Genomic DNA, 18,348 nt, shown 5'->3' on the forward strand with positions numbered 1-18,348 from the left:
CGTTAGAAACCAGTCGCTCACTCAAAGCTGACAGGTATCTGAATTGCTTCAAAAACCTGACTTACTTTTTAATGTGAGACTCTTGATACTTTTGCCACTCCTGAAAAGCTCCGAAGAACTCATCAGGCCGCATCACCATCAAGCGCCCACACTTATCGGCTGTAAATTTTTAAAGATCGATTCGCGAACTTCGCGCCAGCGGTCCAGCTACCGGCGGGTTCTGCGTTGCTGCGTCTGCAGCAGAGAAACGAGATTATGCAGACTCTTTCTCGTTCCGTCAACATCTTTTTTTACATCGCCGCTTAAAAGCAGGGAAAAGATGCCGCCGGAGCGACCCGCCGTTTCTCGCGGCAGGCTTCGCTGCCGGTAAGGCTGAACAGCGAAGGGGCGAATCTTAGCGCTACCCGCTGCGGGCCGCAAGGGGGAACGGGAAATAAATCCGCCCCCCTCGCAGCCCGGCACTTACTTATTCTTGAACGCCGGCTTGCGCTTCTCCACGAACGCAGCCATCCCTTCTTTCTGATCTTCCGTCGCGAACAGCGAATGGAACAGGCGGCGCTCGAAGTGCACGCCCTCGGCAAGCGTCGTCTCGTAGGCGCGGTTCACTGCCTCCTTGGCCATCATGACCGCCGGCAGCGAGTACTCGCTGATCGTCGTCGCAGCGGCGATCGCTTCAGCCAGCAGATCTGCCGCTGGAATCACACGCGACACCAACCCGGCGCGCTCCGCTTCCACAGCATCCATCATGCGAGCAGTCAGGCAGAGATCCATGGCCTTCGCTTTTGAGACCGCGCGCGGCAGACGCTGGGTACCGCCCGCCCCCGGAATAACGCCAAGCTTGATCTCTGGCTGGCCGAACTTCGCCGTATCAGCCGCGAAGATCATGTCGCACATCATCGCCAGTTCGCAGCCGCCGCCCAGCGCGAAGCCCGCAACCGCAGCGATGATCGGCTTGCGGATCGAACGGATCGTCTCCCAGTTACGCGTGATGTAGTCGCCCTTATAGACATCCATGAAGCTGTAGGTCGCCATCATGCCGATGTCGGCGCCTGCCGCGAACGCCTTCTCACTACCCGTAATGACGATCGCGCCAATGCCTTCGTCCACGTCAAATGACTTCAGCGCCGTGCCCAGCTCATCCATCAGCGCATCGTTGAGTGCGTTAAGCGCTTTCGGGCGATTCAAGGTGATCAGACCGACTTTGCCGCGCGTCTCAACCAGGATGTTTTCGTACTCCATGTGTCCTCCTTCTATCTAAAGAAAGTCCCCAAAAAATTTTTCGCGCCGAACTTTGACTAATGCTAACATTTGCCAACCAACCGGTCGGTCAATTAATTGACACGGGCCTCTCCCCACCCCTCAATTCAAGTCGAGCCATGACAAATCCGTTGTTCGCCAAGCACGAAGGCCAGCTGCAGAAAGCGTTGGCCGCCATCGAGACGCGCGGTTACTGGAGCCCGTTCGCCGAAATGCCCAGCCCCAAAGTGTACGGGGAAACCGCCAGCGCAGACGGCGAAGCCGCGTTCAAAGCCCACCTGGACCGCACCTTCGATCTCGATCAGCCGTCGACCGGCGAAACGGTTGGCAGCGAGGCCTCGCCGTTCGGTTTCAAGCTCGGCGCGCGCTATCCGAAATCGACACCCGATCAACTGGTTGACGCTGCCCAGAAGGCGCAACGCGATTGGCGCGCCGCCGGCCCGCAAGCGTGGGTGGGCTTGAGCCTCGAGATTCTTGAGCGCCTGAACCGAGCGAGCTTCGAAATTGCGTTCAGCGTGATGCATACGACGGGGCAGGCTTTCATGATGGCCTTCCAGGCAGGCGGCCCGCACGCCCAGGACCGCGCGCTGGAAGCCGTCACCTATGCGTGGGACCAACTGCGCCGCATTCCCGCCAACGCGCACTGGGAAAAGCCACAAGGCAAAAACCCGCCGCTCGCTATGCAAAAGCGCTTCACCGTCGTGCCGCGCGGCACCGGTCTCGTGCTCGGCTGCTGCACGTTCCCGACCTGGAACGGCTATCCGGGCCTGTTCGCCGACCTCGCGACCGGCAACACTGTGATCGTCAAGCCGCACCCGGGCGCGATCCTGCCGCTCGCGATCACGGTGCGCATCGCGCGTGACGTGCTGCGTGAAGCCGGTTTCGATCCGAACGTCGTCACGCTGCTGGCCACCGATCCGAACGACGGCGCGCTTGTCCAGCAACTCGCGCTGCACCCCGAAATCAAGTTGATCGACTTCACCGGCAGCACGCAGAACGGCGACTGGCTCGAACGCAACGCGCACCAGGCGCAGGTCTACACCGAAAAAGCCGGTGTGAACCAGATCGTGATCGACTCCGTTGACGATCTGAAGTCAGCCGCGCGCAACATCGCCTTCTCGCTCTCGCTGTACTCCGGCCAGATGTGCACCGCGCCGCAGAATATCTACGTGCCGCGTGACGGGATCCAGACCGCCGATGGTCACGTGAGCTTCGAAGCGGTCGCGCAGGCGATCGCCGGCGCAGTCACCAGGTTCGTGGCCGATCCGGCCCGCGCCGTTGAAGTGCTCGGCGCGATCCAGAACGAGAGCGTCACTGCCCGCATCGACGAAGCCCGCAAACTGGGCGCCGTGCTCGCCGATAGCCAAACGCTCGAACACCCGCAGTTCCCCGGCGCGCGCGTGCGCACGCCGCTCGTGCTCTCGCTCGACGCGGCACGGGACGCGGCCTCGTTCAAGCGCGAATGGTTCGGCCCCATCTCGTTCGTGATCGCCACCGATTCGACCACGCAATCGCTCGACCTGGCCGGTACGACCGCACGCGACCACGGTGCACTGACGCTTTCCGTCTACAGCACGAGCGAAGAAGTGATCGAAGCGGCCCACGACGCCGCGATCACCGGCGGTGTGGCGCTCTCGATCAATCTGACCGGCGGCGTGTTCGTCAATCAGTCGGCGGCTTTCTCGGATTTCCACGGCACCGGCGCGAACCCCGCCGCCAATGCCGCGCTGGCCGACGCCGCATTCGTAGCGAACCGCTTCCGCGTGGTTCAAAGCCGCGTTCATGTTGAACCGAAAGCGGCTCCCGTGGCAGTCGGCTGAACGGCCTATGCCGTTTGGCCGAATGGCGCACGAATCCCCTTCCCTCTAGCATGATCGGCACGAGTGCATTTCCGCGCTCGTGCCTCAGGAATCCGAGATGACCGAAGCCTATATCTGCGATGCGATTCGCACCCCGTTCGGCCGCTACGGCGGCGCCCTCAAGGACGTGCGCGCCGACGACCTCGGCGCGGTGCCCATCCGCGCGCTCGTCGAGCGCAATCCGGGCGTGGACTGGCGCGCGCTCGACGATCTTCTCTATGGCTGCGCGAACCAGGCCGGCGAGGACAACCGCAACGTCGCGCGCATGTCCGCGCTGCTCGCGGGTCTGCCGACGGACGTGCCCGGCGCGACGCTCAATCGTCTGTGCGGCTCGGGTCTGGATGCCGTGGGCAGCGCCGCGCGCGCGATCAAGGCGGGCGAGGCGCATCTGATGATCGCGGGCGGTGTGGAAAGCATGACACGCGCGCCGTTCGTGATGGGCAAGGCCGCATCAGCGTTCGCGCGCGATGCCGCTATTTACGACACGACTATCGGCTGGCGCTTCGTCAACAAGTTGATGAAGCAGCAATACGGCGTCGATTCGATGCCGGAAACCGCCGAAAACGTCGCGGTCGATTTCAATGTCAGCCGGGCCGATCAGGACGCGTTCGCGCTGCGTAGCCAGCAAAAGGCCGCACGCGCGCAAAAGGACGGCACGCTCGCACAAGAAATCGTGCCGGTCGAGATTGCGCAGAAAAAGGGCGATCCGGTGCGCGTGACGCTCGACGAACACCCTCGCGAAACGTCGCTTGAAGCGCTTGGCAAACTCAAGGGCGTAGTGAAGCCCGATGGCACGGTGACCGCGGGCAACGCTTCGGGCGTAAACGACGGTGCATGCGCACTGCTGCTCGCCAGCGACGCGGCCGCCAGCCAATACGGTCTGCGCCGGCGCGCGCGCGTGCTCGGCATGGCCACGGCCGGCGTTGAGCCTCGCATCATGGGCTTCGGCCCAGCGCCCGCTACGCAAAAGCTGCTCAAGCAACTCGGCATGACGCTCGACCAGTTCGACGTGATCGAACTCAACGAGGCGTTCGCGTCGCAAGGACTTGCGGTGCTGCGCGCTCTCGGCGTCGCAGATGACGATGCGCGTGTGAACCCCAACGGCGGCGCAATTGCGCTGGGGCATCCGCTCGGCGCCTCGGGCGCGCGGCTCGTGACCACGGCGCTGCATCAACTGGAACGCACGCGAGGCCGTTACGCGCTCTGCACCATGTGTATCGGCGTCGGGCAGGGCATCGCGCTGGCTATCGAACGCGTCTGAACGTATCTGATCGAAAACCCGCGCTGCGCAGACAGCGTTGCATCGGATGGGACAGGAGACAGGCAATGCCATTTGAATCGATTCGCGTCGATATCGACACTTCCACACACGTGGCCACGATCACGCTAAGCCGGCCGGACAAGCTCAACAGCTTCACGCGTGCCATGCATGGCGAACTCGTGGCGGCACTCGACGAAGTGGAAAAAGCCGGTTCGCGCGCACTCGTGCTGACCGGCGCAGGCCGCGGCTTTTGCGCAGGCCAGGATCTCGCCGATCTCGACTTCACGCCGGGTGCGATGACCGATCTCGGCGATCTGATCGAAGCGCATTTCAACCCGCTCATCAAACGCCTGCAGGCGCTGCCGATGCCCGTGATCGCCGCCGTCAACGGCACCGCGGCGGGCGCGGGCGCGAATCTCGCGCTGGCCTGTGACATCGTGCTGGCCGCGCGCTCCGCAAGCTTCATCCAGGCGTTCGTGAAGATCGGCCTCGTGCCCGATTCGGGTGGCACCTGGTTCCTGCCCAAACGCGTGGGCATGGCGCGCGCGCTGGGCCTCGCGATGACCGGCGAGAAACTCAGCGCCGAAAAGGCCGAAAGCTGGGGGCTCGTCTGGCAAGTAACAGACGATGCCGAACTTGCCGCTATATCCACCGCGCTCGCCGCACAACTCGCGAAGCAGCCCACTCGCGCCATCGTCGCCACCCGTGAAGCGCTGCGCGCATCGGCTACGAATACGCTCGCCCAGCAGCTCGATCTCGAACGCGATCTGCAGCGCGAACTGGGCAACTCGCACGACTACGCGGAAGGCGTGCAGGCCTTCATCGAAAAACGCGCACCGCGCTTCGAGGGCCGTTGATATGTCCACATCTACGCCAACCTCGATTTTCGCGCACGCCGGTATGTCGCCTGACGAACTCGCCCGCGCCACCGCTCAGTCGATGTTCGAGGCAGACGGTTGCAGCCGTGCACTCGGCATGGAACTGCTCGAAGTGCGCGCCGGCTACGCGCGCCTGTCCATGGCGGTGCGGCCCGAGTTCCTCAACGGTCATCAGATCTGCCACGGCGGCATGATTTTCACGCTCGCCGATTCGACCTTCGCATTCGCCTGCAATTCGTACAACGTCAACACCGTCGCGGCGGGCTGCTCGATCGAGTTCCTGCGCCCGGTCCAGCCCGACGACGTGCTCACCGCCGAAGCCGTCGAACAGGTGCTTTCGGGACGCAGCGGCATCTACGACATCCGCGTGACGAATCGCGCCGGCGAGACCGTGGCGATGTTCAGAGGCAAATCCGCACAGATACGCGGCACCGTGATTCCCGTCGAAGCGTAATCGAAGTGTCAGGGGCTCATGCCGCCCGCCCCGCATACCATTCTTAAAGCATCCGGAGACAGTCATGACAACCACGCTGCCGCTCGATCCCATCGAAACGGCCAGTCGCGATGAACTCGCGGCGCTTCAGCTCGAACGGCTTAAATGGTCGCTCAATCACGCGTATGAGAATTCGCCGGTGTATCGGCGCAAGTTCGACGAAGCGGGCGTGCATCCGTCCGGGCTGAAAACGCTCGCCGATCTCGCGCGCTTTCCGTTCACGACCAAGAAGGATCTCCGCGACAGCTATCCCTTCGGGATGTTCGCGGTGCCGCAGGAGCAGATCTCGCGTATCCATGCGTCGTCGGGCACGACGGGCAAGCCGACGGTCGTGGGCTACACGGCGAAGGACATCGACACGTGGGCGACTCTGGTGGCGCGATCGGTGCGCGCATCAGGCGCGCAGCGTGGCGACAAGGTGCATATCAGCTACGGCTACGGTCTTTTCACGGGCGGTCTTGGCGCACATTACGGCGCGGAGCGCGCGGGCCTCACGGTGATCCCGTTCGGCGGCGGTCAGACCGAGAAGCAGGTGCAACTGATCCAGGATTTTCGCCCCGACATCATCATGGTCACGCCGAGCTACATGCTCGCCATCGCCGACGAAATGGAACGCCAGGGCATCGATCCCGCGTCCACGTCGCTGCGCATCGGCATCTTCGGCGCTGAGCCGTGGACCAACGACATGCGCACCGCCATCGAAAAGCGTATGGGCATCAAGGCCGTCGATATCTATGGTCTTTCCGAAGTGATGGGGCCGGGCGTCGCCTCAGAGTGCGCGGAAACCCAGGACGGCCCGACCATCTGGGAAGACCACTTCTATCCTGAGGTCATCGATCCGGAAACCGGCGAAGTGCTGCCCGACGGCGAATTCGGCGAACTCGTTTTCACCTCGCTCACGAAGGAAGCGCTGCCGATCGTCCGCTATCGCACGCGCGACCTTACGCGCCTGCTGCCGGGCACCGCGCGCACGATGCGTCGCATGGAAAAGATCACGGGCCGCTCGGACGACATGCTCATCATCCGCGGCGTGAACGTGTTCCCCACGCAAATCGAGGAACTGCTGCTCAAGCAGCCCGCGCTCGCGCCGCACTATCAGATCGTCCTCACCAAGGAAGGTCCGATGGACGTGATGACGCTGAACTGCGAACCGTGTCCGGTAACGGCGCCCGACTATGGCGCGCTCGACGCCGCCGCCAAGGCGCTCGCCTACGACATCAAGGCGCTGATCGGCGTGACCGCGAAGATCAACGTGCTGGACGTGAACGGCATCGAGCGCTCGGTCGGTAAAGCTCGTCGCGTGGTCGACAAGCGACCCAAGTGAGTCTGGGCTGCGCCTCGTCAAATGAAAAAGCCGGCTTGCGCCGGCTGCTTTTTTACGTCATAAGCGAATCAACCGACGCTCACGAATTCGGGAACAGCAGCCACATGCGGCCGCCCTGCTTCATCTTCCCGGCGAGATCGCCGGCATCGTCGCCGAGTCCCCAGAAGTAGTCGGCACGCACACCGCCCTTGATCGCCGTGCCTGTGTCCTGCGCGAACACCAGCCGGTTGAGGGGCTGGTTCGTAAGCGGTCGCGTGGTTTGCAGGAACACCGGCGTGCCAAGCGGAATCGACGACGGATCGACCGCAATCGAGCGCTCCGGCGTGAGCGGCACGCCCAGCGCGCCGATCGGGCCGTCCGCGCCGCCTTGCGCCGAACCTTCGGCGGACGACATTTCGCGGAAGAACACGAAGCGCGGATTGGTGTCGAGCAGCGCATCGACGCGCGTCGGATTCGCTCGCGCCCAGGCCTTGATGCCCTGCATGGTGGCCTGCGCGGGCGTCAGTTCGCCACGGTCGAGCAACCAGCGGCCAATCGACTTGTACGGCTGGTTGTTGGTGCCGCCAAAGCCCACGCGCATCACGCTGCCGTCTTCCATGACGACACGGCCCGAACCCTGCACCTGAAGGAAAAACGCCTCGATCGGATCGTCGACCCAGACAAGCTCATTGCCATTCAGGATGCCGGCGCGTTCGAGTTGCGCACGTGCCGGCAGTGCCGAGCCGGCGCGATAGCCGGACGGCCAGCGATACAGCGCGGTCTGATAGATGCCATGGCGCGTGCGCGAGCCGTGCAGCAGCGGTTCGTAATAACCCGTCACGAGACCGTCGAGCGTGCCGTCGTTATTGGCGAACTGATACGGCGTGAAGTACGTCTCGAAGAACGTGCGCGCGCCGGAAGCGTCCAGATCGTCGAGCTGCTGGGCCGCGACGCAGACGCGCGACCAGCGCGGTTCGCGCGCGAGCCGCGTGCAGTTCGCACGCAGCGCCGCCGTCGCGCCGATCAGCGAATCGTCCTGCCAGCCCGGCACCTGCTGCCACGCAACCGGCGTAAGGCGCGCGGAGGCGATCTGTGCGGGCAGCGTGGGTGCGCTCCTGGGCGGCGCGTTGTGAACGTAATTCGAGCCGCCGCACGCCGCCAGCAGCGCCGCCAGCGTCGCCGCCCCGGCCCAGCCAGCCACCTGCCGACCCAGCCGCACGCTCAAGCGTTTCGGGATGAAGCGGCGCACGTTTGCGCGCGCCGCCGTTAATTCCGGCATCAGGCCGGAAGCGCGCGCCAATTCTGGCGCACAATCTGCGTTGTTTTCGATGGAAGCCACCATGTCTGATCTGCTCGACGAATACCCGATGCTCATGTTTGGGCTGGAAGCGCTGATCGCGCTGTTCCTGCTGATTTTCATCGTTGTGTGGACCGCGTCGGGCAGGAAGAAGCGAGCCCCGCACGACCGGCGTGACTAGCAGACCCCAAATTCGGGCGTCGGTTCAAAACGGTGAACGCAAAGGCGCGCGGCAACGCTTTTAATGCAGCGTGCGCGGCATGCGCAGGACGAACTCGGGAACGGGCGCATCGAACCGCTCGGCGTCCTCGGCGACGCAGAAGTACTCGCCGCGCATGGTGCCCACGGGCGTGGCGATCACCGCCCAGCTGGTGTACTCGAATTGCTCGCCGGGTTTGAGCAACGGCTGATGACCCACCACGCCGAGCCCCTTCACTTCCTGCACGTGGTTTTCGCTGTCGGTGATGACCCAGTGGCGCGCGATCAACTGCGCACTCACCTGCCCCGTGTTGCGAATCGTCAGCGTGTAGGCGAACGCATACTGGCGGCGCTCCGGGTCCGATTCTTCGGGCAGGTAGCGGACCTGCGAGGTCACGCTCAATTCGTACTGACTCATCCTTGTTCCAGGTGCCGGCCTCGTGGCCAGTTAAACGGTGCCGATAGTTGCCATTAGTTGCAAATGATATTAGGCAGCCCCCCCCCGTCATGCGGGGGACATGCAATGGCATTCTGCTTGATGCGCCCGCCCCCCGCAACCCGGCATCGCCCGCACAGCCGCCCCCGGCGCGGCTCGCCGAGCCGTACCATCGCGTCATCGCATCGCCTCATGCGCAGCGCGTGTTCGCACCAGTGCGGTGCAACGGCCCGGCTGATCCCTGGCCGAATGGCCAACGTCGTCGCAAAACCGCCCACGCACGCCCAAACCGCCCGCTCCCTGGCGGTAAAATGCGGTTTTCCCGTCTGTCTTTCCGATTGCCGCCATGACGCAATTCCGCATCGCTCCCAGCATCCTCTCGGCCGACTTCGCACGGCTTGGCGAGGAAGTCCGCAACGTCGTCGCCGCCGGCGCCGACTGGATCCATTTCGACGTGATGGACAACCATTACGTGCCGAACCTCACCATCGGCCCGCTGGTGTGCGAGGCGATCCGCCCGCACGTGGACGTGCCCATCGACGTGCATCTGATGGTGCGCCCGGTCGACCGCATCGTGCCCGATTTCGCCAAAGCCGGCGCGAACCTCATCAGCTTCCACCCGGAAGGCTCCGATCACATCGACCGCACGCTGTCGCTGATCCGCGATCACGGCTGCAAGGCCGGCCTGGTGTTCAATCCGGCCACCTCGCTGAATTACCTCGACCACGTGATGGACAAGGTCGACCTCGTGCTCATCATGTCGGTGAACCCGGGTTTCGGCGGCCAGTCCTTTATTCCCGAAGCACTCAACAAGCTGCGTGAAGCCCGCGCGAAGATCGACGCGTACACCGCGCGCACGGGCCGCGAGATTCACCTTGAAGTGGACGGCGGCGTAAAGATCGACAACATCGCCGAAATCGCGGCTGCGGGCGCAGATACGTTCGTCGCTGGCTCGGCTGTGTTCGGCAAGCCCGACTACAAGGCGGTGATTGACCAGATGCGCTCGCAGCTCGCCACGGTCAAGGGCGCAGGCGCGCAATGACCAACCCGAGCGCCCGGAACGCCCCCGTCAAGTTCACGGCGCCGCGCATCGAAGCGGCGCTGATCGACCTCGACGGCACCATGGTCGATACCGCCGACGACTTCGCGGCGGGCCTGAACGGCATGCTCGCCCAGTTCGACGCCGAGGAAACCACGCGCGAAGAAGTGATGGGCTACGTCGGCAAAGGTTCGGAACATTTGATCAAGAGCGTGCTCGCCCCGCGTTTTGCCGAGGAAGACGCGCAGTCCCGCTTCGACGAAGCGCTCGCGCTTTACCAGGACGAATACGCGAAGATCAACGGCCGCCACACGCATCTGTATCCCGATGTGGAAGCGGGGCTTGCCGCGCTGCGCGAGCAGGGCATTCGCCTTGCCTGCGTGACCAACAAGCCGCACCGCTTCGCCGTGGAATTGCTGCAGCAATACGGTCTCGCGCGCTACTTCGAGGTCGTGCTGGGCGGCGACAGCCTGCCGAAGAAAAAGCCCGATCCGCTGCCCATGCTCACCGCGTGCGAGCGCCTGGGCGTGAAGCCGCAGGCGGCGGTGGCGATTGGTGATTCGGAGAACGACGCCATAGCGGGCCGCGCGGCCGGCACGGCCACGCTCACAGTGCCCTATGGCTACAATCACGGCCAACCTGTACAAAAAATTGAGTCGGATGGTATAGTTGCCTCGCTGCTCGAAGCCGCCAAGGCGGTCGCGGCACACAACGCCGCATAAAGCGCAGCACAAAACGCAACACCGAATCTTCTGACCTAAGTTCTGTACTTACCGTCATCTACCCTCATGTTTCTGAATAAAAAACGGAGTCTGAGCAGCATCGACCGGGGAGCCTGGCCCTGGCGTCGCTGGTCGCGCTAACCTCTCCCGAGGTTCGCTGAAGTCGCGCGCAAGCTCTTCTTCAGTTCCGTTTTTTACTTCGCTGCGCGCTCGCGCGTGTTTCGTCTCTCTCGTCTCTGAACTGTTGCGGTTTCCCGTCGGTGGGTTTTGCCGTGGGCTTTCGCCGTCCTTGCATGCCGGTCTCGCGCATGCCGGGCCGCCAGCGCCTACGTCACGCATCCGCCGCCGATTCTCCGCACGCCGGCCCGGCAAGTGCTCGCGCACCTGCACGACAACGGACCGCACGAGCGAGCGCCAGCGAACTCAAGCACTCAAAACAGACGCCATCGCGCACCCGCCGCGCCCCTCTTTGAGCCGCACTGGGCCCGCACCCGACGTCGCGAACGGCAGCACGCACAGGATCGGAACATGACCGAACTCGAATTTCAGTCCCTCGCCAACGAGGGCTACAACCGCATTCCGCTGATCGCCGAAGCCCTCGCCGATCTCGAAACGCCGCTTTCGCTGTATCTGAAGCTCGCACAACCCGAGCGCGGCGGCGCCAACTCCTTCCTGCTGGAATCCGTCGTGGGCGGCGAGCGCTTCGGGCGCTACTCGTTCATCGGCCTGCCCGCGCGCTCGCTGATCCGCGTGAAGAACGGCGTCTCGGAAGTGGTGCGCGACGGCCAGGTGACCGAGACGCATGACGGCGACCCGCTCGAATTCATTGCGCAATACCAGGCGCGCTTCAAGGTGGCGCAGCGTCCTGGCCTGCCGCGCTTCTGCGGCGGCCTGGCCGGTTACTTCGGCTACGACGCGGTGCGTTATATCGAGAAAAAACTCGCGAGCACCTGCCCGCCCGACGATCTCGGCCTGCCCGACATCCAGTTGCTGCTCAGCGAAGAAGTCGCGGTGATCGACAATCTCGCAGGCAAGCTCTACCTGATCGTCTACGCCGATCCGCAAACGCCCGAGGCCTACACGAAAGCGAAGCTGCGCCTGCGCGAACTCAAGCAGCGCCTGCGCACGACGGTGCAGCCGCCGGTCACGTCGGCGAGCGTGCGCACGGAAATCTATCGCGAATTCAAGAAGGACGATTACCTCGCGGCCGTGCGCAAGGCCAAGGAATACATCGCCGCGGGCGAACTGATGCAGGTGCAGGTGGGCCAGCGTCTGACCAAGCCGTATCGCGACAATCCGCTCTCGCTGTACCGCGCGCTGCGCTCGCTGAATCCGTCGCCGTATATGTACTACTACAACTTCGGCGAATTCCACGTGGTGGGCGCCTCGCCGGAGATTCTGGTGCGCCAGGAGCAGCGCGGCGAGGACCGCATCGTGACGATCCGTCCGCTCGCGGGCACGCGTGCGCGCGGCAACACGCCCGAGCGCGACGCCGAACTCGCCACCGAACTGCTCAACGATCCGAAGGAGATCGCCGAACACGTCATGCTGATCGACCTCGCGCGCAACGACGTGGGCCGCATCGCGGAGATCGGTTCGGTGACGGTGACCGACAAGATGGTCATCGAAAAGTACTCGCACGTTCAGCACATCGTCAGTTCGGTCGAAGGCAAGCTCAAGAAGGGCATGACGAATTACGACGTGCTGCGCGCGACCTTCCCGGCCGGCACGCTCTCGGGTGCGCCCAAGGTGCGCGCGATGGAACTGATCGACGAACTCGAACCCGTGAAGCGCGGCCTGTACGGCGGCGCGGTCGGCTATCTCTCGTTCAACGGCGAGATGGATCTGGCGATCACGATCCGCACGGGCGTGATCCACAACGGCAATCTGTACGTGCAGGCGGCCGCGGGCGTGGTGGCCGATTCGGTGCCCGAATCCGAATGGCAGGAAACCGAAAACAAGGCGCGCGCCGTGCTGCGCGCCGCCGAGCAGGTGCAGGACGGCCTCGACAGCGACTTCTGATTTGAGCGGAGATAGACCATGTTGCTCATGATCGACAACTACGATTCGTTTACCTACAACATCGTCCAGTACTTCGGCGAACTCGGCGAAGACGTCCGCACGCACCGTAACGACGAAATCACCCTCGACGAGATCAAGGCGCTCAACCCCGAGCGCATCTGCCTCTCGCCGGGCCCGAGCAACCCGCAGAACGCGGGCATCACGCTCGACGTGCTACGCGAATTCGCGGGCAAGACGCCGATTCTGGGCGTGTGCCTCGGCCATCAGGCCATCGGCGAAGCCTTTGGCGGGCGCGTCGTGCGCGCCAAAACCATCATGCACGGCAAGGTCAGCCAGATCGAAACCGACTGCAAAGGCGTGTTCGCCGATCTGCCGAAACACTTCAACATCACGCGCTATCACTCGCTGGCGATCGAGCGCGAATCGCTGCCCGATTGCCTCGAAGTGTCCGCGTGGACCGAGGACGGCGAAATCATGGGCGTGCGCCACAAGACGCTCGCGGTCGAAGGCGTGCAGTTCCATCCGGAATCGATTCTTTCGGAACATGGCCATGCGCTCTTCGAAAATTTCCTGAAGCAGACCAAGCGCGCTTAACCGCGGAGGCAGACCTATGATTACCCCGCAAGAAGCGCTGCAGCGCACGATCGAGCACCGCGAAATCTTCCACGACGAGATGCTCCACCTCATGCGCATGATCATGCGCGGCGAGCTGTCGCCGGTGCAATCGGCGGCCATCCTCACCGGCCTGCGCGTGAAGAAGGAAACCATCGGCGAAATCGCGGCGGCCGCCACCGTGATGCGCGAATTCGCCAATCACGTCGAAGTGACGGACAACTCGAATTTCATCGATATCGTCGGCACCGGCGGCGATGGTTCGCACACCTTCAATATTTCCACCGCGTCGATGTTCGTGGTGGCAGCAGCGGGCGCGAAAGTCGCCAAGCACGGTAATCGCGGCGTCTCCAGCAAGTCGGGCAGCGCCGATGTACTCGACGCGCTCGGCGTGAACATCGATCTGCAACCGGACCAGGTGGCCGCGTCGATCGCCGAAACCGGCATGGGCTTCATGTTCGCGCCCAACCATCATCCTGCGATGAAGAACATCGCCGCGGTGCGCCGCGAGCTGGGCGTGCGCACCATCTTCAACATTCTCGGCCCGCTCACCAATCCGGCCGGCGCGCCCAATCAGCTGATGGGCGTGTTCCACCCCGACCTCGTCGGCATTCAGGTGCGTGTGATGCAGCGCCTCGGCGCGAAACATGTACTCGTGGTGTACGGCAAGGACGGCATGGACGAGGTGTCGCTGGGCGCCGCCACGCTGGTAGGCGAACTCAAGGACGGCGAGATTCGCGAGTACGAGATCCATCCGGAAGATTTCGGCCTGCAGATGGTGTCGAACCGCTCGCTGAAGGTCGAAAACGCCGACGAATCGAAGACGATGCTACTGGGCGCGCTCTCGAACGAAGCGGGCACGGCGCGCGAAATCGTCGCGCTCAATTCGGGCGCCGCCCTGTATTCGGCCAACGTGGTCGGTTCGATCGCCGACGGCATCGCACTTGCGCGCGAGACCATCGCCAGCGGCCGCGCACGCGCCAAAGTCGACGAACTGGTACGCTTCACGCAACAGTTCAAACGCTGAAAAGCCTGCTAGACATTCGCTGAAACCCCGCTGATCCAGCACCGTTTTTGTAGACCATCATGAGCGACATCCTCGAAAAGATCATTGCGGTGAAACGCGAAGAAGTGCGCGCCGCCGAGCAGAGCGCCCCGCTCGAAGAATTGCGCCTGCAAGCAAGCACGCGCGACCTGCGGGACTTCGTCGGCGCGATCCGCGCGAAGCACGCGAGCGGCCAGGCGGCTGTGATTTCCGAAGTGAAGAAGGCCAGCCCGTCAAAAGGCGTGCTGCGCGAAAACTTCGACCCCGCCGCAATCGCGCGCTCCTACGCCGCGGGCGGCGCGGCCTGCCTGTCCGTGCTCACCGACGTGCAGTTCTTCCAGGGCAGCGTCGCGTATCTGGAAGCCGCGCGCGCCGCCTGCGAGCTGCCGGTGCTGCGCAAGGATTTCATCGTCGATCCGTACCAGATCGTCGAGGCGCGCGCGATGGGCGCCGACGCGATCCTGCTGATCGCCGCCGCGCTCGAACCGTCGCAGATGCGCGACCTCGAAGCGCTCGCGCATTCGCTCGGTCTGGCGGTACTGGTCGAAGTGCATGACCACGAAGAACTCGCGCACGCACTCACGCTGAAGACACCGCTGATCGGCATCAACAACCGCAACCTGCGCACCTTCGAAACGACGCTGCAAACCACCATCGGCATGCTGGACGAGGTGCCGGAAGACCGCATCGTCGTGACGGAATCGGGCATTCTGTCGCGCGCGGACGTGGAAAAGATGCGCGAACTGTCCGTGCATACGTTCCTCGTTGGCGAGGCGTTCATGCGCGCCGAGCAGCCAGGCGCGGAACTCGCGCGCATGTTCTTCTAGGTCTCACGGGAACACGCCGTCATGGGTATCGAACGCGAAATCAAGCTCGCGCTGCCGCAGGAACAGGTGGACGCCGCGAAGCGCTTCTTCGAAACGCGCGCAGGCGTCGCCGGTCAGCCGATCCGGCTCGAAAACATCTACTTCGACACGCCGGAGTTGACGCTCGCGCGCGCGAAAAGCGCGCTGCGTCTGCGCCGCACGCCGGATGGCTGGCTGCAGACGTTCAAGACGGTCGGCCAGGCGCAGAACGGTTTGCATGCGCGGCACGAGTGGGAAATGCCGGTTTCGGGCGAGGCGCTGGAAGTGGACCAGCTGCTGCACGAGTGCGACGAAGCAGGCGTGTCGACGGCGCTGTCGGCTGCCGCCGCGAATCTGATTCCGCTCTTTCGCACCGACTTCACGCGCACGCTCTGGACCTTGACGCATGCGGGCACGCAGGTCGAAGCCGCAGTCGATCAGGGCGAAGTCACGGCCGATGTGAACGGCGTGACGCGCCGCGCGCCGATCTGCGAAATCGAGCTGGAACTGAAGGACGGCGATGAAGCGGCGCTGCACGCACTCGCCGCCGAACTCGCGAAGGCGCTGCCGGGCCTGAAGCCCGACGACATCAGCAAGGCGCAGCGCGGTTACAGACTGCGCGAAGGCTAGGCAGCAGGCTGCGGCACGTCCACCTTGCGCATCAGCGACTGGAGATGCGGGCCGCGCCACTGCTGCTCGACGATCTCGAAGGCGCCGGTGAAGCCATACATGCCCGCCCAGCGGCTTTTGTCGTCGAAATACAGCGGGAAGGTTTCTTCCGTGATGAAGTTCACATGCGTGGGATCGCGAAAAGCGGGCGCATGCGGATAAGCCGGTGTCAGCGAGAGAAACTGGCCGCCCACTTTCAGGACGCGCCAGATTTCGTTCATCAGTTCGACAAAGCAGTTGCGCCGCTGCGGCACGTAGAGCAGCCGCGGAACGTGCTCCAGAAAATCGAACGCCGTCACGAAATCGAACATGGCCGATTCGAACGGGATCGGCTCGATCACGAGGTCGGCGCTGACGATATTCGGCCCCAGCCTGCGCACGTCGATGCCGTATAACTCGTTGGCGTTGAACGGATTTTTTGGATTCGGACCACAACCCAGATCGAGTGTTTTGGTATGGCTCACGGCGTCCTCTGTCGATGTCTGATCGATACGCAAGGACTGGACTATAGGGCGTGCAACGCAACACCCGTCTTGAAAATCCGGCCGCCCCGCGCCCCACCTCGCGCGCGCCGCATTGAACCGTGGCGCGTTTGCTGCGACACTTGCGGCCCATGACCTCCACGAAACGCACGCGCGCCGCGACGCCGGTGCAAATCCCGCTGTTCGACGACGCCCAGGCCGACACCGCGCTGGCCACGCTCGACGAGCCGCTTGCACCTGAAGTCGATCCGCGCCAGATCACGATTTTTTCGCTTTTCGAGGAAGACGAGTTTCCGCTGCCAGCCGCTGCCAACTGCGCAGCCCATGCCGCCGCGCACCAGGAAGCAACCGCAGCAACCTCAGCAACCGCAACGACCGACGACGTTCCCGCGCAAACCATGACCCAGACCGCCGCCGCGCCCGCGCGCCTCGAGGACCAGTTCGCCGCCCTGCCCGCCGCGTGGCGCGATCTGCTCGATCCGTTCATCGCGAGCGATGCCTTCGCGCCGCTCTGCCAGTTCGTCGATGCCGAACGCACCGCGGGCAAAACCGTCTATCCCGCCGATGTGTTCCGCGCGCTGCGCCTCACCTCGCCCGACGAGGTCAAGGTGGTGATCCTCGGCCAGGATCCGTATCACGGCGACGATCGCGGCACGCCGCAGGCGCATGGTCTGGCGTTCTCGGTGCCCCCGGGTGTGCGTACGCCGCCGTCGTTGCGCAATATGTTCAAGGAAATCGCCGCGAGCCTCGGCATCGAAGCGCCCGCGCACGGCTGTCTCGATGCCTGGGCGCGTCAGGGCGTGCTGCTGCTCAACACCGTGCTGACGGTGGAGCGCGCGAACGCCGCGAGCCACGCGAAGCGCGGCTGGGAACGCTGCACGGATACGCTGATCCACGAAATCGCCACGCGTCATCAGCATCTCGTTTTCATGCTGTGGGGCGCGCACGCGCAGAACAAGCGCGCGCTGCTGGGCAACGGCGAGCACGCCGTGCTGGAAGCCCCGCATCCGTCGCCGCTTTCGGCGCATCGCGGCTTTCTGGGCTGCGGCCATTTCGTGCAGGCGAACGAATATCTTCAGGCGCATGGCCGCCAGCCGATCGACTGGCGTTTGCCCGAAGTCGGCGAAGTGCTGGCATAAGACCGTCAAGCCCGGAGTCAAGCTGCAGCGCTGCACTTCGAACGCACGATAGAAAAACGCCACGAAATCGCTTTCGTGGCGTTTTTGCTTTGCAGTGCGCAATACCGCGCGCGATGCGCAGCTTACCTGATGGCTCAGGCAGCGGCGATCGCTTCACGCGCGCTGGCGAGCGCTGCGCTGGCTGCGTCCGGGCCCATGTTCAGGCCTTCGGCGTAGATGAAGTTCACGTCCGTCATGCCGAGGAAGCCAAGGAACGACTTCAGGTACGGCGTCTGGCTGTCGTGCGCGGTGCCCTGGTACTTGCCGCCGCGTGCCGAAACCACGAATACCTTCTTGCCCTTGACGAGGCCTTCGGGGCCGTTTGCCGTGTACTGGAACGTGATGCCGGCGCGGGCGATCCAGTCGAAGTACGTCTTCAGTTGCGACGAGATGCCGAAGTTGTACAGCGGAGCGCCGATCACGACGATGTCGGCGGCTTGCAGTTCGGCGATCAGGGCTTCGCTGCGAGCGGCGATGGCCTGCTGTTCCGGCGTGCGCTGCTCAGCGGGCGTGAAGAACGCGCCGAGGACGCTGTCGTCCAGGTGCGGCAGCGGATCGGCTTGCAGGTTGCGCGAGACGACTTGCGCGCCCGGATTCGATTGTTGCAGCCTGGCCGTCAATTCATTGACGAGCAGCGTCGACTGGGCGCCTTGCGAGCGGGCGGCGGAATTGATTTGCAGGATCGTGGTCATGGTCACTCCTTCGGGTCGGTGTGCGCGGTGTTGCGCGAGTGGAGCCATTGTGTTTTTTTG

18 protein-coding genes are annotated in these 18,348 nt (G+C 63.8%); 13 read left to right on the forward strand and 5 right to left on the reverse strand.

Annotated elements, in window-relative coordinates; genetic code table 11:
- Positions 1 to 462: 462 nt before the first annotated feature.
- Positions 463 to 1,239 carry an enoyl-CoA hydratase gene (locus tag F4827_RS25545; RefSeq protein ID WP_183728594.1) on the reverse strand — a complete coding sequence of 259 codons (777 nt, stop codon included), beginning with the start codon at positions 1,237 to 1,239 and terminating at the stop codon, positions 463 to 465.
- 137 nt (positions 1,240 to 1,376) lie between these two features.
- Between F4827_RS25545 and paaN the strand changes: the two genes are divergently transcribed.
- The 5 genes from paaN (at position 1,377) to paaK (ending at position 7,072) form a co-directional block, all read left to right on the forward strand.
- Entirely contained in the window at positions 1,377 to 3,077 is a 1,701-nt protein-coding gene (gene paaN / locus F4827_RS25550) for a phenylacetic acid degradation protein PaaN (protein WP_183728598.1), read from the forward strand.
- Positions 3,078 to 3,174: 97 nt separating this feature from the next.
- Positions 3,175 to 4,377 carry a 3-oxoadipyl-CoA thiolase gene (gene pcaF, locus F4827_RS25555; protein WP_183728602.1) on the forward strand — a complete coding sequence of 401 codons (1,203 nt, stop codon included), beginning with the start codon at positions 3,175 to 3,177 and terminating at the stop codon, positions 4,375 to 4,377.
- 65 nt (positions 4,378 to 4,442) lie between these two features.
- Entirely contained in the window at positions 4,443 to 5,234 is a 792-nt protein-coding gene (gene paaG, locus F4827_RS25560) for a 2-(1,2-epoxy-1,2-dihydrophenyl)acetyl-CoA isomerase PaaG (protein WP_183728607.1), read from the forward strand.
- A 1-nt stretch (position 5,235) separates the two neighbouring features.
- On the forward strand, positions 5,236 to 5,709 hold the full coding sequence (gene paaI / locus F4827_RS25565) for a hydroxyphenylacetyl-CoA thioesterase PaaI (RefSeq protein ID WP_183728610.1): 474 nt from the start codon (positions 5,236 to 5,238) through the stop codon (positions 5,707 to 5,709).
- A gap of 64 nt (positions 5,710 to 5,773) precedes the next feature.
- Positions 5,774 to 7,072: a phenylacetate--CoA ligase PaaK gene (gene paaK / locus F4827_RS25570; RefSeq protein WP_183728613.1), complete on the forward strand. Its 1,299-nt coding sequence runs from the start codon at positions 5,774 to 5,776 to the stop codon at positions 7,070 to 7,072.
- A gap of 79 nt (positions 7,073 to 7,151) precedes the next feature.
- Here paaK and F4827_RS25575 read toward each other — a convergent pair whose 3' ends face one another.
- Both F4827_RS25575 and apaG read right to left on the reverse strand, forming a co-directional pair.
- Complete coding sequence (locus tag F4827_RS25575) at positions 7,152 to 8,471, reverse strand: murein transglycosylase A (RefSeq protein WP_409258856.1); 1,320 nt, start codon at positions 8,469 to 8,471, stop codon at positions 7,152 to 7,154.
- A gap of 118 nt (positions 8,472 to 8,589) precedes the next feature.
- Positions 8,590 to 8,964 carry a Co2+/Mg2+ efflux protein ApaG gene (apaG, locus tag F4827_RS25585; protein WP_183728619.1) on the reverse strand — a complete coding sequence of 125 codons (375 nt, stop codon included), beginning with the start codon at positions 8,962 to 8,964 and terminating at the stop codon, positions 8,590 to 8,592.
- 364 nt (positions 8,965 to 9,328) lie between these two features.
- Here apaG and rpe point away from each other — a divergent pair, with 364 nt between their 5' ends.
- The 7 genes from rpe (at position 9,329) to F4827_RS25620 (ending at position 15,897) form a co-directional block, all read left to right on the forward strand.
- Positions 9,329 to 10,024 (forward strand): ribulose-phosphate 3-epimerase, encoded by a 696-nt coding sequence (rpe, locus tag F4827_RS25590; protein ID WP_183728622.1) that lies wholly within the window; start codon positions 9,329 to 9,331, stop codon positions 10,022 to 10,024.
- Entirely contained in the window at positions 10,021 to 10,743 is a 723-nt protein-coding gene (locus F4827_RS25595; RefSeq protein ID WP_183728625.1) for a phosphoglycolate phosphatase, read from the forward strand. Before rpe ends, F4827_RS25595 begins: the two co-directional genes overlap by 4 nt.
- 528 nt (positions 10,744 to 11,271) lie before the next feature.
- Entirely contained in the window at positions 11,272 to 12,765 is a 1,494-nt protein-coding gene (trpE, locus tag F4827_RS25600; RefSeq protein ID WP_183728629.1) for an anthranilate synthase component I, read from the forward strand.
- 18 nt (positions 12,766 to 12,783) lie between these two features.
- On the forward strand, positions 12,784 to 13,359 hold the full coding sequence (locus tag F4827_RS25605) for an aminodeoxychorismate/anthranilate synthase component II (RefSeq protein ID WP_167065985.1): 576 nt from the start codon (positions 12,784 to 12,786) through the stop codon (positions 13,357 to 13,359).
- 16 nt (positions 13,360 to 13,375) lie between these two features.
- The gene (gene trpD / locus F4827_RS25610; RefSeq protein ID WP_183728631.1) at positions 13,376 to 14,404 is read left to right on the forward strand and encodes an anthranilate phosphoribosyltransferase; all 1,029 of its coding nucleotides are present in this window, start codon (positions 13,376 to 13,378) and stop codon (positions 14,402 to 14,404) included.
- Positions 14,405 to 14,463: 59 nt separating this feature from the next.
- The gene (gene trpC / locus F4827_RS25615) at positions 14,464 to 15,249 is read left to right on the forward strand and encodes an indole-3-glycerol phosphate synthase TrpC (protein ID WP_183728634.1); all 786 of its coding nucleotides are present in this window, start codon (positions 14,464 to 14,466) and stop codon (positions 15,247 to 15,249) included.
- A 21-nt stretch (positions 15,250 to 15,270) separates the two neighbouring features.
- Complete coding sequence (locus tag F4827_RS25620) at positions 15,271 to 15,897, forward strand: CYTH domain-containing protein (protein ID WP_183728636.1); 627 nt, start codon at positions 15,271 to 15,273, stop codon at positions 15,895 to 15,897.
- Here the strand turns inward: F4827_RS25620 and F4827_RS25625 are convergent.
- Complete coding sequence (locus tag F4827_RS25625; protein ID WP_183728639.1) at positions 15,894 to 16,400, reverse strand: methyltransferase domain-containing protein; 507 nt, start codon at positions 16,398 to 16,400, stop codon at positions 15,894 to 15,896. The genes F4827_RS25620 and F4827_RS25625 overlap by 4 nt on opposite strands.
- Positions 16,401 to 16,549: 149 nt before the next feature.
- On the opposite strand from F4827_RS25625, the gene F4827_RS25630 reads away from it, so the two are divergent.
- Complete coding sequence (locus F4827_RS25630) at positions 16,550 to 17,557, forward strand: uracil-DNA glycosylase (RefSeq protein ID WP_311674417.1); 1,008 nt, start codon at positions 16,550 to 16,552, stop codon at positions 17,555 to 17,557.
- Positions 17,558 to 17,691: 134 nt separating this feature from the next.
- Here the strand turns inward: F4827_RS25630 and F4827_RS25635 are convergent, their stop codons facing one another.
- Positions 17,692 to 18,288 (reverse strand): FMN-dependent NADH-azoreductase, encoded by a 597-nt coding sequence (locus F4827_RS25635; RefSeq protein WP_183728642.1) that lies wholly within the window; start codon positions 18,286 to 18,288, stop codon positions 17,692 to 17,694.
- Positions 18,289 to 18,348 lie beyond the last annotated feature (60 nt).

It is taken from the genome of Paraburkholderia bannensis (assembly GCF_014200455.1).
GTDB classification, from domain to species: Bacteria; Pseudomonadota; Gammaproteobacteria; order Burkholderiales; family Burkholderiaceae; genus Paraburkholderia; species Paraburkholderia bannensis_A.